The sequence below is a fragment of the Streptomyces sp. 5-10 genome (assembly GCF_014712245.1).
GTDB lineage: Bacteria > Actinomycetota > Actinomycetes > Streptomycetales > Streptomycetaceae > Streptomyces > Streptomyces violaceusniger.
The window spans coordinates 81,785-96,566 of record NZ_JACVYG010000029.1; the positions used below are offsets into that span (position 1 = coordinate 81,785).

11 protein-coding genes are annotated in these 14,782 nt (G+C 71.2%); 2 read left to right on the forward strand and 9 right to left on the reverse strand.

What is annotated here, in order from left to right:
• Positions 1-442: 442 nt before the first annotated feature.
• From IEJ02_RS28220 to IEJ02_RS28245, 6 genes are all read right to left on the reverse strand, one after another.
• Entirely contained in the window at positions 443-3,142 is a 2,700-nt protein-coding gene (locus IEJ02_RS28220) for a SpoIIE family protein phosphatase (protein WP_191067406.1), read from the reverse strand.
• 244 nt (positions 3,143-3,386) lie between these two features.
• Positions 3,387-3,815 (reverse strand): (deoxy)nucleoside triphosphate pyrophosphohydrolase, encoded by a 429-nt coding sequence (locus tag IEJ02_RS28225; protein WP_137979379.1) that lies wholly within the window; start codon positions 3,813-3,815, stop codon positions 3,387-3,389.
• 201 nt (positions 3,816-4,016) lie between these two features.
• A complete protein-coding gene (locus IEJ02_RS28230; RefSeq protein ID WP_046090308.1) occupies positions 4,017-4,202 on the reverse strand; it encodes an SPOR domain-containing protein in 186 nt (61 codons plus the stop codon).
• Positions 4,203-4,349: 147 nt separating this feature from the next.
• Entirely contained in the window at positions 4,350-6,008 is a 1,659-nt protein-coding gene (locus IEJ02_RS28235) for an APC family permease (RefSeq protein WP_191067407.1), read from the reverse strand.
• Between the two features lie 144 nt (positions 6,009-6,152).
• Complete coding sequence (locus IEJ02_RS28240; RefSeq protein ID WP_223864532.1) at positions 6,153-7,919, reverse strand: purine-cytosine permease family protein; 1,767 nt, start codon at positions 7,917-7,919, stop codon at positions 6,153-6,155.
• A gap of 203 nt (positions 7,920-8,122) precedes the next feature.
• Positions 8,123-8,875: a GntR family transcriptional regulator gene (locus IEJ02_RS28245; protein WP_191067408.1), complete on the reverse strand. Its 753-nt coding sequence runs from the start codon at positions 8,873-8,875 to the stop codon at positions 8,123-8,125.
• A 401-nt stretch (positions 8,876-9,276) separates the two neighbouring features.
• Here IEJ02_RS28245 and IEJ02_RS28250 point away from each other — a divergent pair, with 401 nt between their 5' ends.
• A complete protein-coding gene (locus tag IEJ02_RS28250) occupies positions 9,277-10,719 on the forward strand; it encodes a M1 family metallopeptidase (RefSeq protein WP_223864533.1) in 1,443 nt (480 codons plus the stop codon).
• Between the two features lie 52 nt (positions 10,720-10,771).
• On the forward strand, positions 10,772-11,362 hold the full coding sequence (locus tag IEJ02_RS28255) for a Uma2 family endonuclease (protein ID WP_191067410.1): 591 nt from the start codon (positions 10,772-10,774) through the stop codon (positions 11,360-11,362).
• Positions 11,363-11,428: 66 nt separating this feature from the next.
• Here IEJ02_RS28255 and IEJ02_RS28260 read toward each other — a convergent pair whose 3' ends face one another.
• The 3 genes from IEJ02_RS28260 to IEJ02_RS28270 all read right to left on the reverse strand — a co-directional run bounded on the left by IEJ02_RS28260 (position 11,429) and on the right by IEJ02_RS28270 (position 14,759).
• Positions 11,429-12,055: an NADPH-dependent F420 reductase gene (locus IEJ02_RS28260; protein ID WP_137979375.1), complete on the reverse strand. Its 627-nt coding sequence runs from the start codon at positions 12,053-12,055 to the stop codon at positions 11,429-11,431.
• A gap of 100 nt (positions 12,056-12,155) precedes the next feature.
• A complete protein-coding gene (locus IEJ02_RS28265) occupies positions 12,156-12,527 on the reverse strand; it encodes a DUF3140 domain-containing protein (RefSeq protein ID WP_191067411.1) in 372 nt (123 codons plus the stop codon).
• A 333-nt stretch (positions 12,528-12,860) separates the two neighbouring features.
• Entirely contained in the window at positions 12,861-14,759 is a 1,899-nt protein-coding gene (locus IEJ02_RS28270) for a propionyl-CoA synthetase (RefSeq protein WP_191067412.1), read from the reverse strand.
• Positions 14,760-14,782: the final 23 nt, after the last annotated feature.

Here is a 14,782-nt window from a genome sequence, read left to right on the forward strand (position 1 = left end):
CGGCGGGCTGCTCCCCTCCCCGCCCCTTCCCGAAACTGGGGCTCCGCCCCAGACCCCGGGGCCCAGGGGCAGAGCCCCGCCACGCGGCGGAGCCGCATACCGATGCCGCGGGAAAGGGCGAAGCCCGGCCCCGGGGCCTGGGGCGAAGCCTCGCTCCGGGGAGGGCGAAACCCCGCTCCGAGGTCGGGGGCGGAGCCCCGATCCGAGAGTCGGGGGCGGAGCCGCAGTTTCGGAGTCGGGGGTGGAACACCGGTCCGAGGTCGGAGGCGAAGCCCCAGACTCGGGGTCGCGGGCGAAGCCCCAGACTCGGGGTCGGGGGCGGAGCCCCAGCCTCGGGGTCGGGGGCGGAGACCCGGATTCGGGAAGGGGTGGGGAGGGGAAGGAGCCGCCGGAGCAGTAGCTGTCGCGGGCCCGCAGCCGTGCCGTAACGGACCGCAGCCCGTCACCACAGGCTGAGCAGCGCCTCCACCGAGTCCGGCCCCGAGGACTGGCCGTCCGGAAGGGCCAGCTCGAACCAGACGGTCTTGCCGAGCGGGGTCCTGCGGCTGCCCCAGCCCGCGCTGAGCAGCCCGACCAGCTGGAGCCCCCGCCCGCCCTCGTCGGTGTCCCGGGCGCGCCGCCGCCGGGGCTGCACCAGACCGCCGTCCCAGACCTCGCACACCAGCGTGCGGTCCAGCAGCAGCCGCAGCCGGATCTCGCCCTCGCCGTACCGCAGGGCGTTGGTCACCAGCTCGCTGACCAGCAGCTCGGTGGTGTCGACCAGATCGTCCAGACCCCAGGACTCCAGCTGCTCCCGGGCCAGTTCGCGAGCCCGGCCCACGGACTGGGGGGCGCTGGGAAGGTGCCAGTCGCCGACCGACTCGGCCGACAGGCCCTGCACCCGGGCCATCAGCAGGGCGATGTCGTCCTCGCCGTGGTGGGTGTCGAGGGTGCTCAGGACGTGGTCGCAGACGTCCTCGAGGGATCCGGCCGCGGCGTTCCCGCCGTCGGCGCCGTCCGGAGTGTTGAGGGCCGCGCGCAGGGCTTGAAGCCCCTCGTCGAGGGTGTGGTCGCGGGACTCGACCAGACCGTCGGTGTAGAGGGCCAGCAGCGCGCCGTCGGGGAGCTCGACCTCGATCTCCTCGAACGGCTCACCGCCCACGCCGAGCGGCAACCCGGGTGGGACCTCCATCAGCAGGGCGTCCTCGCCCGGCTCCACGAGGACGGGGGGCGGATGCCCGGCGTTGGCGAACGTGCAGCGCCGGGTGACCGGGTCGTAGACGGCGTAGACGCAGGTGGCGAGGTAGACCTCGGTCAGATCGGAGGAGTCGTCGGCCTTGCCGTCGCGCATGAGGGCGCGCGAGCCGGGCCGCGCGCCGGCGTGCGAGCCGCCCGGTGTGCCGAGGCCCCGGGCGATCTCGTCCAGCGCGGAGAGCACCTCGGCGGGCTCCAGGTCGAGCAGGGCGAGGGTGCGTACGGCGGTGCGCAGCTCGCCCATGGCCACGGCGGCGCGCAGCCCCCGCCCCATGACGTCGCCGACCACCAGCGCGGTGCGGTGCCCGGGCAGCTCGATCACGTCGAACCAGTCGCCGCCCACCTCGGTCGCCGCGTTCCCCGGCAGATAGCGGCAGGCGATATCGAGCCCGGCGGCCTCCGGGTCGCCGGGCGGGAGAAGGCTGCGCTGGAGTATCAGCGCGCGTTCGTGTTCTCTGCGGTACAGCCGGGCGTTGTCGATGCTGACGGCGGCGCGGGCGGCCAGTTCGACGGCGAGCGCGCGGTCCCGTTCGCCGAACGGCTCGCTGCCCTTGGTGCGGGAGAACTGGGCCAGGCCGACGACGGTGTCCCGCGCGACCATCGGCACCACGAGGGTGGACTGGAGCATGGCCCCGAGCTCCAGGGCCTCGCTGCCGTCCCGCCCGGGGACGACGCGGACCTGGGCGGTGCGCAGGGCGTGGGCGCACAGCGAGTTGAAGGGGTAGCGGTGCACCTCGCCGACCTGGATGGGCTTGGGGTCCTCCACGGTGTTGACGCGGCAGATGTCGCCGAAGGCGACCGGGCCGTCGGAGACCGCGCTGGCGAAGGCGACGCGGCGCAGCTCGGCGCTGCCGTCGGCGAGCCCGGGCGGGGTCTCGTCGCCGGAGAGCAGCCCCTGGTAGAGGTCGACCGAGGCCAGGTCGCAGAACTGCGGTACGGCCACGTCCAGCAACTCGCGGGCGGTGGTCTCCAGGTCGAGCGAGGTGCCTATTCGGGCCCCGGCCTCGTTCAACAGCGCCAGATTGCGCCGTACGCCCGCGGCCTCCTGTTCGGCGCGGCGGCGGCCGGTGACATCCGTCGCGAGCCCGGCGACGCCGATGGGGCGGCCGGAGCCGCTGTGCAGCCGGTAGAGCGAGACCGACCAGCGGCGGCGGTCGGGGCTGCCCGGCGCGTGGCCCACGATGGGCATGTCGGTCAGCGACTGCCCGGAGTCCAGGACCTGGCGCAGGGCGGCGGCCAGCCGGTCGGCCTCGCCGCGCGGCAGCAGATCGTGCGGGGTCGTGCCGCGGTACTCCTCGGTGGGGCGACCGAAGACCTTCGCAAAGCGCTCATTGACGCGGAGGATCCGCAGATCGGTCCCGAAGAGGAAGAACCCGAGCGGAGATTGACCGAAAACGGCCTGTGAAGAAGCAAGATCGGTTTCCAGCCCGCGCAACGCGCTGACGTCCACCGCGATGCAGAGCGCGGCCCGCTTCCCGTGCTCGTCCTGAGCGGGCATCACATAGACCTCGGCGATTCCATGCCCGCTCGGCGTCTTGGGGTTACGGTAGGGGACCAGCCCGGTCCACTCCCGGCCGTCGAGGATGTCGGCCACCGCGCGCTGGCCCGTCTCCTGGAACTCCGGCGGTACGAACGCCTCCACCGGATCCTTGCCGATGGCCTGGCTCGCCGTCAGCCCCAGCAACTCCGCGGCCCGTTCGCTCCACTGCGCGATCCGGCCGTCGGGCCCGAGCGCGAAGGAGGCGACCCGGATGTAGTCATAGATCGAGCCGGGAGGACTGCTCTGCCACACCGCCGACATCGAGGACACGGGCGACATGTCCGACATCGAGGACCCCTGTGACATCGGCGACACCTGCGAACCCACCGTCTCCTCGGGCATATCCGCCCCCGCTGGCTTCTCGCTCATGCGCCGTCCCCTCCGGCTCAGGTGCTCCGACCGGCTTCAGATAGCCGAGTATCCAGCACTTCGGCCATCCCGAGTACGGTCTTCACGATCACAGCACTATCTCAGCCCGCCATCAGTGTCCGTCCCGGCTTTTGGTGAAGCGCTCATGATCAGCGCTCCCCCTCACTCCTAACCGGACGGAGGCGGCTCGAACCCCATGGATTTTCCCGTTCGGGGCCTCGGACGGCCCCCGTGCGGGACGGCTTCAAGGGGTGCGCGGACGGGTACCCTCGGCGGCCCCGGCCGCGCGCAGTCGGCGGACCGCCTCCGCCACCGCGGGGCGGTCCGCGTCCAGCCAGTCCACCTCGTCCACCCGGTCCGGGGGCAGCCAGCGCAGCTCGTCGTGGTCCTGGAGCGGGCGCGGCTCACCGGAGCGCAGGGCCGCGGTCCACACCCGCAGCACGAAGCCGGGCTTCAGGGGCCACTCGCCCGGCAGTGGTTCGAGCGGTTCGACCTCGACCCCGAGCTCTTCGCGCAGTTCGCGGACGAGGGCCGCCCGCGGGGTCTCCCCGGGCTCGGCCTTGCCGCCGGGCAGCTCCCAGCGGCCCGCCAGCTCGGGCGGGGCGCTGCGCCGCGCGGCCAGCAGCCGCCCCCGGTCGAACACCGCTCCGCCCACCACCACGCGCACGCTCATGATCCGCACCCTAGCCTGCGCGGAAGCACATCAGAGCCCCGGGGCGGGAGCGCCCCGGGGCTCGGGAAGAGGTACGCGTTCGCGCGGACCGGATGTACGTATTCCTGCGGGCTGACCGGACTCGGGCCGGCCGGACTCGTGCCGGCCGGACTCGTGCCGGCCGGACTCGGGCCGGCTGGACTCGTGCTGACCGGACTCGGGCTAACCGGACTGACGGGACGCGGCGGTCCGCTCGACCACGTACAGCTGCTCCTGGCCCTCACCCTCCAGTCGGTCGGCCACCTCCTGGGCCTCCGTTCTGGTGGCGTAGCGCCCGACGCGGTAGCGGTTGCCGTTGGTGTCCTGGCGGATCACGAGCCAGGGCAGCACGGCGTTCCCGTCACTCATCTCCCCGCCCCCTCCGCTGTGGCGCGCCCGGGCGCACGACTCCGCGACACCGTTAAGGAAATCCCGATCCGCATATGCCCGAGCCTACGCCCTACCTTCACGCAGCGGATACGGGTTCTTACAAGGAGGCACTCATCCGGCCATGTCTCAGACGCCGACTCCGGCCTTCACCCGGTCGCCGTCGCCGCCCTCGCCCGCCTCGTCGGCCGCGGCGGTGCCCAGCTCGCGCTCGGCCTCCAGCAGCGTCGGATTGCGCCATGCGCTGCGTACGCCCCAGAAGTAGAAGGCCAGCCCGATCAGCGCGACGATCACGATGTCCCAGCCGCCCGGCAGATAGCCGCGGCCGCCGAACTCCGTGCCGCCGGCCCACGACACCGCCGCCATCACCAGCAGATACGTCACCATCCAGGCGCCGGCGGCCAGATGCGGCCGCAGCTCCGCCCACGGCTTGCGCAGCTCGTACCAGGCCCAGATCGGCAGCCCGATCGCCATGATGAAGATGACCTTGCCGGTGAGCGGCCAGCGGGCCCAGTACAGCACCAGCGAGCCGAAGACCATCGCGATCGGCGCGATCACCGGCATCGCGCGCAGCCGCACCGGGCGCGGCAGCTCCGGCGAGAGGCGGCGCAGCGACATCACGGCCACCGGGCCGGTGATGTACGAGATCACGGTCGCGACGGAGACGATCTCGGCCAGCGAGCCCCAGCCGCGGAAGACCGCGAGGAAGATGAAGGCGATCGCCAGGTTGAGCAGCAGCGCCGGGCGCGGAATGCCGGTCTTGGGATCGACCTTGCCGAAGATCCCCGGCAGATGGCCGTTCTCCTGGACGCCCTGGATCATGCGCGAGGTGGTGGCCGCGTAGATCATGCCGGTGCCGGACGGGGAGATGAAGGCGTCCGCGTACAGCAGCATCGCCAGCCAGTTCAGGCCCCAGGCCAGGGAGAGATCGGCGAGCGGGGAGTTGAAGGAGAGCCCGGACCAGCCGCCGTGCCGCAGATCGGCGGCGGGGACGGCGGTCAGGAAGGCGATCTGCAGCGCGACGTAGATCACCAGCGCGATGAGGATCGAGCTGATGACGGCCTTGGGCAGCGACTTCCCCGGGTTACGGGCCTCGCCCGCCATGTTCAGCGGCGACTGGAAGCCGTTGTAGGCCCAGACGATGCCGGAGACGGCGACCGCGGTGAACACGGAGTTCCAGCCGTTCGGGGTGAAGCCGCCGTTGCCGGTGACATTGCCGGTGTCGAAGTGCGACAGCAGCAGCGCCCCGGCGGTCAGGGTCGGCACGACCACCTTGAAGACGGTGATCGCCGTGTTGGTCTTCGCGAAGAGGGTGATCGCGAACCAGTTGAGGAAGAAGTAGAAGAGCAGCAGCACGGACGCGAGCGCGACACCGCTGCCGGTCAGCTCCTTCCCGTCGTACAGCGCCTTGGCCCAGCCGAAGTCCCAGGAGGACATGTACTGCACGGAGGCGGTGGCCTCACCGGGGATCACGGAGACGATGGCGATCCAGTTGGCCCAGGCGGCCAGATATCCGGCCAGCGAGCCGTGCGAGTACTGGCCGTACCGGACCATGCCCCCGGCCTTGGGGAACATCGAACCCAGCTCGGAGTAGGTCAGGGCGATGGTCAGGGCGACGGCGGCGCCGATCACCCAGGCCAGAATGGCGGCGGGCCCGGCCAGCGCGGCGGCGCGCTCGGCGCCGAACAGCCAGCCGGAGCCGATGATCGACCCGAGCCCCACGGCGGTGAGGGCCACCGGTCCGAGTGACCTTCGGTAATGCGAGTGGGAACCCTGCTCCGTGCTCAAGTTCCTGGCACTCCTTTCGCCCCCCAACGACCGGACACAAACCGATCCATCGTAAGAGCGAAATGGATGATCCCCTTCCAGTAACCCCTTTCACCTGCTCTGATGTGAGTTTCGCAACAGGGCGGGGCCGGAACCTGGCTCAGTTCACGTGCTCACGGAGGGGCCGCCCACCGTGGGAAGCGGCATCAGCACCGGCTCACCCGTGGGCGCCTTGCGGCACACATCCCCGCACTCGGCGTCCAGTGAGCAGCACAGCGAGCAGACGGCCCCCGCCCGCACCGGGCAGTCGGCGATGTCCGGCAGCTCGTACGCCGTCTCGCACGAGGCGCACACGTGGGTGGCGGTGATGTCCGGGATGTCGGCACCCGGCCCGTTCACCGGGTTCTTCCGGGCCAGGTAGTAGCGGCCCCCGGTGAGCCATGCCAGCAGCGGGCAGAGCACCAGCGCGAGACCGCAGGCGATGAAGGTCGAGAACGCCTCGGCAACCTCCCCGAAGACCCCGAAGAAGGCGACGATCGAGACCGCCGAGGCGATCACCATCGCGCCGAATCCGGCGGGGTTCACGGGATGCAGATACGCCCGCTTGAACTCGATGTACTTCGGGCTCAGCCCGAGCGGCTTGTTGATGACCAGATCGGCGGCGACGGCGGCTATCCAGGCGATGCCGACGTTGGAGTAGAAGCCCAGCAGCTTGTTGAGCGCCGCGAACATGTTCATCTCCATGAGCGCCAGCGCGATGGCGAGGTTGAGGAAGATGTACCAGACCCGGCCGGGGTGGCGGTGGGTGACCCGGGAGAAGAAGTTGGACCAGGACAGCGAGCCGCTGTAGGCGTTGGTCACATTGATCTTGATTTGGGAGACCACCACGAAGAGCGCGGCGGCGGGCAGCGCGACCGAGCCCAGCCAGGGCTTCAGCGCCTCGATCTGCGGGGCGATCGGCTCCAGCGCATGGGTCTTGCCGACCGCGTCGAGTGCCACGAACGCGAGGAAGGCGCCACCGATCTGCTTGGCCGCGCCGATGACCACCCAGCCGGGGCCCGCGGCCAGGACCGCCAGATTCCAGCGCCGCCGGTTCTCCTCGGTCTTCGCGGGCATGAACCGCAGATAGTCGGCCTGCTCACCGATCTGTGCGATCAGCGAGAGCGCGACACCCGTGCCCAGGCCGTATCCGATCCAGTCGAAACCGGAGCCCGCGCCCTCGGTCCCGCCGAAGGAGGCGAACGCGCCCCAGGAGTCCGGCGCCTCGAAGGCCAGCACCACGAACGGCAGGGCGAGCCCGATCAGCCAGATCGGCTGGGTCCACGCCTGCACCTTGGCGAGCGCGCCCATACCGCGGAAGACGATCGGGATCACGATGAGGGTGGTCAGCAGATAGCCGACCGGCAGCGGGATATGGAGGGCCTGGTGCATGGCCTGCGCCATGATCGAGCCCTCCAGCGCGAAGAAGATGAAGGTGAAGCTCGCGTAGATCAGCGAGGTCAGCGTCGAGCCGAAGTAGCCGAATCCGGCACCGCGGGTGATCAGATCCATGTCCAGGCCGTAGGTCGCACAGGCGCGGGCGATGGGGATGCCGGTCAGGAAGATGATCGTCGCCGCGGTGAGGATCGAGGCGATACCGCTGGTGAAGCCGTAGGTGAAGACGATGGACGCGCCGATGGCGAAGTCCGCGAGATAGGCGATGCCGCCGAGCGCCGTGGAGGCGACCATGGTGGGCGACCATCGGCGGTAGGAGTGGGGTGCGTAGCGCAGCGAGTAGTCCTCACGGCTCTCGTCCGCCGCCAGCCGGGCGTAGCCGCGCCGCGGGACGGGTCTCGGCGCTCCCGCCTGTGCCGGCGCTCCCGCCTGTGCCGGCGCTCCCGCCCGTGTCGGCCCTCCCGCCTCAGGTGTGACCGTATCGACCGAATCCGTCATACCGGCTTCCCCTGTCGCTCGGGCCGTTCTCTTACGCCCGAGGACGGTAGGAGCCGGAGGTGACGGGCGGCCTCGATACGCCATTGCCGGGCCGTTACGGCGGCGGGGCGGCGGTTAACTCGCGGTAAGACGCCCCGGATCGGACCGCCCGACTATCGGTGAGCACTGACGGCTACCGGTGAGCGCCGACCGCGGGCGAACGATTACTTCACCGGCAGCCGGTAGGCGATCCGATAGCGCTCGGCCAGCACCACCACATCGGCGGTCTCCACCGGGCGCCCGCCCGCGAAGTACGTACGCGAGATGACCAGCACCCAGTGGCCCGGCACTCCGCCGAGCGCCAGCACCTCCTCGGCCCGGCCGGGGCGCGCGCCGACCTCCTCCGCCACGTTGTCCACCACCAGGTCGAGGGCGGCCATCCGGTCGACGACCCCGCGCCCGGCCAGCGGGCCCTCCTCGGGCAGCAGCACGGGCGTACGGCCGGTGAGCGCGAGCGGCTCCCAGGAGGTGGAGAGCATCACGACCTCGCCCCGCGACCGGAACACATAGCGGGTGCGCATCACCCGCTCCCCCACCTCGATCCCCAGCCGCTCGGCGATCTCGCCCCCGGCCTCCTCCTGCTCGCTCTCGGCCTCCCAGGTGCCGGTGATCCGGTCGTCGGTCTGCTCCTGCCGGAACGGCGTGGTCTCCCCGGCGGTGTGGAACCCACCCCGGACCACCCGCCGCGGCACCGGCTGCGCCCGCACATACGTCCCCGACCCGGAACGCCCCTCGACCAGCCCCTCGGCCATCAGCACCTTGCGCGCCTCGAGCGCGACGGTGTCCGAAACCCCGTACTCCTCCCGGATCCTGGCCTGGGAGGGGAGACGCGCATGCGGCGGCAGCTCACCCGCGGCGATCTTCTTCCGCAGATCGTCGGCGACGCGGAGGTATGCGGGCTGGTCACCAAAGGCCACGTGCACTCCCTGGGTTGACAGTCAGCAACAGCTTGGCAACTCAGGGTTGCCGATTGCAACTGAAGGCCAGAGCTTCACTAGAAGTGGTGAACTGCAGCTCAGAGACGTTTAAGTCGCTCAGAGGTCGGTGAGCGGCCCGACGCCGGACGCCCACCGGCCTTTGCGACCGTGACGCGGTGTCGTGCCATCGGCGGTCCCGCACGTTTCGCCCCGTCGGCCGCATTACCCTCCTGAGAAGTAGCCGCCGAAGCGTAGGGACGCGAGATGGACGACGAACCGCTGCCGGAGTGCGCGGAATCCCCGGCGCCCGGGCCGGAGCGGGGATGAGCGGATCACGCGCGGCGGCGGGGAGCGGGTCACGCGCGGCAGGGATGCGCCGATCACGCGCGGCGGCCGCGGGGATGCGCCAATCACGCGCGGCGGCCGCGGCGACTCGCCGCCTCTCGCGGGTGCTGCCCGGTGTGCTGCTCCTCGCGCTGTGCGCGGGGTGCACCGGTGGCGCCGGGGCGCGGGACGCGGGCGGGGTGCCCGGTGCCGGGGCGGGTGGTGCGGGGGTCGGCGACGCGCTCTTCCCGCGGCTCGGCAACGGCGGCTACGACGTGCGGGGCTACCGGCTCGCCCTCGACTACACCCCTGGCTCGCGACACCTCAAGGGCACCGCCCGGATCACCGCCCGCGCGGACCGCGCGCTGAGCTCCTTCCACCTCGACCTCGCCGGGCTGCGGGTGCGGAAGGCCACGGTGAACGGCCGTCCCGCCAAGGCCGCCCGCAGCGGCACCGAGCTGGTGCTCACGCCCGCCGCGGCCCTCCCCAAAGGCCGCACCTTCACGGCCACCGTCGTCTACGACGGCAAGCCGAAGACCCTCACCGGCGAGGACACCGGGAAGGAGGGCTGGATCCGCACCCACGACGGCGCGGTGGCCCTCGGCGAGCCGACCGGCTCCATGACCTGGTTCCCCGGCAACCACCACCCCTCCGACAAGGCCGCCTACGACATCGCCGTCACCGTTCCGCAGGGCTACACCGCCGTCTCCAACGGCGAGCTGAAGGGCCAGGAGACCCGGGGGCGCCGCACCACCTTCCGGTGGCACAGCGGCGAGCCCATGGCCAGCTACCTGGCCACGGTCGCCATCGGCCGCTTCGGGATCCGTACGACGACCACTGGGAAGGGCCTGCCCGCGTACGTGGCCGTCGACCCCACCGAGGCCGCCGGCGCCAAGGACATCGCCCAGCAGGTCGACGACGTCATCACCTGGGAGAGCGGCACCTTCGGCCCGTACCCCTTCTCCTCCACCGGCGCCGTCGTCGGCCACCTCCCCGGTCTCGGCTACGCCCTGGAGACCCAGACCAAGCCGTTCTTCGACGCGGCCCCGGACAAGACGCTCGTCGTCCACGAACTCGCCCACCAGTGGTTCGGCAATTCGGTCACGCCCCGGGTCTGGAAGGACATGTGGCTCAACGAGGGCTTCGCGACCTACGCCGAGTGGCTGTGGGAGGAGGACCACGGCGGCCGCACCGCCCAGCAGGTCTTCGACGACTTCTACGACGGCACCGACGACGAGAGCGAGGGCATCTGGGACTTCCCACCCGCCGACCCCCCGACCGTCGCCAGCGTCTCCGACCCGCCCGTCTACGGCCGCGGCGCGATGGTGCTCCACCAGCTCCGCCGGACCGTCGGCGACCCGGCCTTCTTCACCATCCTCCGCACCTGGCTCAAGGACCACCGGCACGGCAACGCCGACACCAAGCAGTTCATCGAGCTGTGCGAACAGAAGTCCGGCAAGGACCTGACCCGCCTCTTCGACGTCTGGCTCTACGGCGAGGGCAAGCCGAAGAAGCCCTGACGGCGGGGGGAGGTGACGCCCTCCCCCCGCCCGAGACCGCTACCGTTGAGCCATGACCGCACTGCCCGACTGGATGCGCCCACCGCGCGCGGAAGGCTGGTTCGCGGAGGACCTGGACCGCCTCCCCGAGGCGCCGCGCCACACCGAGCTGATCGACGGAGCTCTCGTTTTCATGATGTCCCCGCAGAGGTGGTGGCACGGCCACCTCGTCACGATGCTCACCGTCGCACTCATGGAACAGGTACCCGCCGAGGCGAGGGTCGGCCGCGAGATGACGATCAAGCTGGATCAGCGCAACCGGCCCGAACCGGATCTGCTGGTGACAACAGCCGACTTCGACAGTGACCGCACCTGGTTCGCACCGGACGAAGTGCCACTCGTGATCGAGGTCGTCTCCCCCGAATCAGCCCACCGAGACCGCACGGTCAAGCTCCGCAAGTACGCCGAAGCCGGGATTCCCCACTACTGGTGCATCGAGGACGAGGACGGGGTGCCCGTCGTCCACGTCTATGAGCTCGACGAGCCGACCGGTGCCTATGCCCCGGCCGGGATCTTCCGCCACCACCTCCAGCGGACGGTTCCGTTCAAGATCGACATCGATCTGAACGGCCTCACCCCCGGCAAGAACAAGCGTGGCCGGTAGAGCCATCGGACCGGCGCAGCGTCCGCGGCGCACAGACGCGGGGCCCTCGGGCGCCGGGCCCTGGGCTCAGGCGACGCTCAGGAGGGCGCTGGTCTCGGCGGAGGACATCTCGGTCGCGTAGACGCGGCTGCCCGGCTGGTGCTTGCGGCCGCCCTCGCCCAGGTGGCCGGCGTCCACGGGGTCGAAGCCGATGTCGCGGATCAGCCCGGCCACGGCCGCCTTGGCCTCCTCGTCGTTGCCGGACAGTGGGATGGCCACCCGGTCGGTGGCGCCCTTGGGGCGGGCGTGGTCGCGGAGGTTCTCCCAGTAGATCGCGTTGAACGCCTTGACCAGGTTGGCGCCGGTGTGGGCCTGGATCTTCTCGCTGGAGGTGGTGGCGTCGGCGTCGAGCTCCGGGTCGTTTCCGTCCCGCTCGGGGTAGTAGTTGCAGGTGTCGATGACGACCTTGCCGCGCAGCGGCTCGGTCGGCAGTTCCCGATAGCGGCCGTACGGAATGGACACGACCACCGCCTCGCCGATCCGGGCCGCCTCCTCGGCGGTCACCGCGCGGATCGGGCCGCCGATGTCGGTCACCAGGTCGGCCAGGGTGTCCGGGTCGCGGGAGTTGGCGATCGCCACCTCGTAGCCGATCGAGGCGAAGTGGCGGGCCAGCGTCGAGCCGATGTGGCCCGCTCCGATGATTCCGATGCGCACGGCGTTGCTCCCCTCCTCGTCTGTGGTGGGTCCTGGGCGGGTTACCGGCACCCCGCGGATCATGCATTCCCGGCGGGGCAGGATGGTCGGCGGCCCGCGCTCAGCGGCGGCGGGCCTGCGACTGCTCCGAGGCGAGCGGCTTGAGCGGGTCGTGCCCCAGGTTCATCATCCGGTGGCGCCAGTCGGCGTCCCCCGCCGTCGGGTCCAGGTCGTCGCCCCGCTCGGCGGTGACGGTGTCGACGACCCCGCGCATGACGCCGATGTCGTCGTCGGTGAGGTCCCCGCGCCGCTTGCCCAGCACCTCCAGCACATGGCGCCCGGTCTCCGGGCCCATCTCCTCCGGCAGCCTCTCGGTGACCTCACCGGCGGACTCGGTCATCAGCCATTCGTGCAGTTCGCGCGAGGTCATGTTCACCACCGAGTGGAACTGGTTCCAGACCTCGTCCAGCTCCTGCTCCGATATGTCCGCCATGGGCCTTCTCCCTCTTGTGCCTGCGGTCGGCTGTGGTTTCGACAGCCAGGGCACTCCGGGTTGCCGCCGCTGACGCCACGAAACGGCCGTCCGTACGACCGGTACCGCCCGGTCCGGGCCGGTCCGGGTCGTCCGGGCGGGTCCACACGAGGACCATCCACACGAGGACCATCCGCATGAGACCTAAGCCGCCTCATTGAAGTCCGGTGCGGTTCGGGTGCGCCCCGAAGGGGCGCGGGGCTGTGTTGATGTGCGGCTCCGCCGCGCGGGCGCGACCAGCCACGACGGCGCCGCGGACGATCGACGACAGGTCAGGGACTTCCAGCGGAGCGCTTAGCCGTCGTCGCGGAGTACCGGTCGCAGCGCCTCGATCACCGCGGGATCGTCGATGGTGGAGGGCAGCTCGGTGTCCCGGCCGTCGGCGATGTCGCGCATCGTGCGGCGCAGGATCTTGCCCGAGCGCGTCTTGGGCAGCGCCGCGACCACGTCGACCCGGCGCAGCGCCGCCACGGGGCCGATCGTCTCCCGGACGGCGGCGACGAGTTCCGTGGCGATGTCCCGCGGATCGCGGTCGAGGCCCGCCTTGAGCACGACGAGACCGCGCGGCACCTGCCCCTTGAGCGGGTCGGCGACGCCGACGACAGCGCACTCGGCGACATCCGGATGAGCGGCGAGCACCTCCTCCATCGCGCCGGTGGACAGCCGGTGCCCGGCCACGTTGATCACGTCGTCGGTGCGGCCCATGACGTACACGTAGCCGTCGTCGTCCTTACGGCCGCCGTCGCCGGTGAGGTAGTAGCCGCTGTAGGCGGACAGGTACGAGCGCACATACCGTGCGTCGTCCTGCCACACGGTGAGCAGCGTGCCGGGCGGCAGCGGCAGCCGGATCGCCACCGCGCCGTCGGCGCCCGGCGGCACCTCGCGGCCCGTCGGGTCGAGGATGCGCACGTCGTAGCCGGGCATGGGCACGGTGGGCGAACCGGCCTTGAGCGGGTGCGGCTCCAGGCCCATGGGGTTGGCGACGATCGGCCAGCCGGTCTCGGTCTGCCACCAGTTGTCGACCACCGGAACGCCGAGCAGGTCCGTGGCCCAGTGGTAGGTCTCCGGGTCCAGGCGCTCGCCGGCCAGGAACAGGTGGCGCAGCGATCCGATGTCGTGGGCGTGCAGCAGCGCTCCGCGCGGGTCCTCCTTCTTCACCGCGCGGATCGCCGTCGGCGCGGTGAACAGTGCCGTCACCCGGTGTTCGGCGACCACCCGCCACAGCGCACCGGCGTCCGGGGTGCCGACGGGCTTCCCTTCGTAGAGGACCGTGGTGCAGCCGGTGAGCAGCGGCGCGTAGACGATGTAGGAGTGGCCGACGACCCAGCCCACGTCCGAGGCCGCCCAGAAGACCTCACCGGGGTGGGTGTCGTACACGTTCTCCAGGGACCAGCGCAGCGCCACCGCATGGCCGCCGTTGTCGCGCACCACGCCCTTGGGGCGACCGGTGGTACCGGAGGTGTAGAGGATGTACAGCGGGTCAGTGGCGGCCACGGGGACGCAGTCGACCGGCTCGGCGGTCGCCATGACCTGGTCCCAGTCGAGGTCACGGCCGGTCATATCCGCGGCGCACTGCGGCCGCTGGCGGATGACGCAGTGCTCCGGCCGGTGTGCGGCCAGCGCGAGGGCATCGTCCAGCAGCGGCTTGTACGGCACGACGCGGGCCGGTTCGATGCCGCACGAGGCGGCGATGACGAGCTTGGGGCGGGCGTCGTCGATGCGCACGGCGAGCTCACGCGCGGCGAATCCCCCGAAGACGACCGAGTGGACGGCGCCGATGCGGGCGCAGGCCAGCATGGCGACGACCGCCTCGGGAACCATCGGCATATAGATCACGACGCGGTCGCCCTGGGCCACCCCGAGCCCGGCCAGCGCCCCGGCGAACCGCGCGACCTCGTCACGCAACTCCCGGTAGGTGTACGCCGCCTTGCGGCCGGTGACCGGGCTGTCGTACACCAGCGCGAGTTGCTCGCCGCGCCCGGCGTCGACGTGGCGGTCCAGGGCGTTGTGGCAGGTGTTCATCCGCCCGTCGGGGAACCACCGGTACAGCGGGGCCTCCGACGCGTCGAGGGCCCGGGTCGGGGCGACGGTCCAGTCGATGGCACGGGCGGCGTCCAGCCAGAAGCCTTCCGGATCCTCCAGGCTGCGCCGGTACTCAGCCGCATAGCCGTCCTGCTTCGGCGCCTGCGTCATGTCGATGCCCCTTTGCTCGTTCC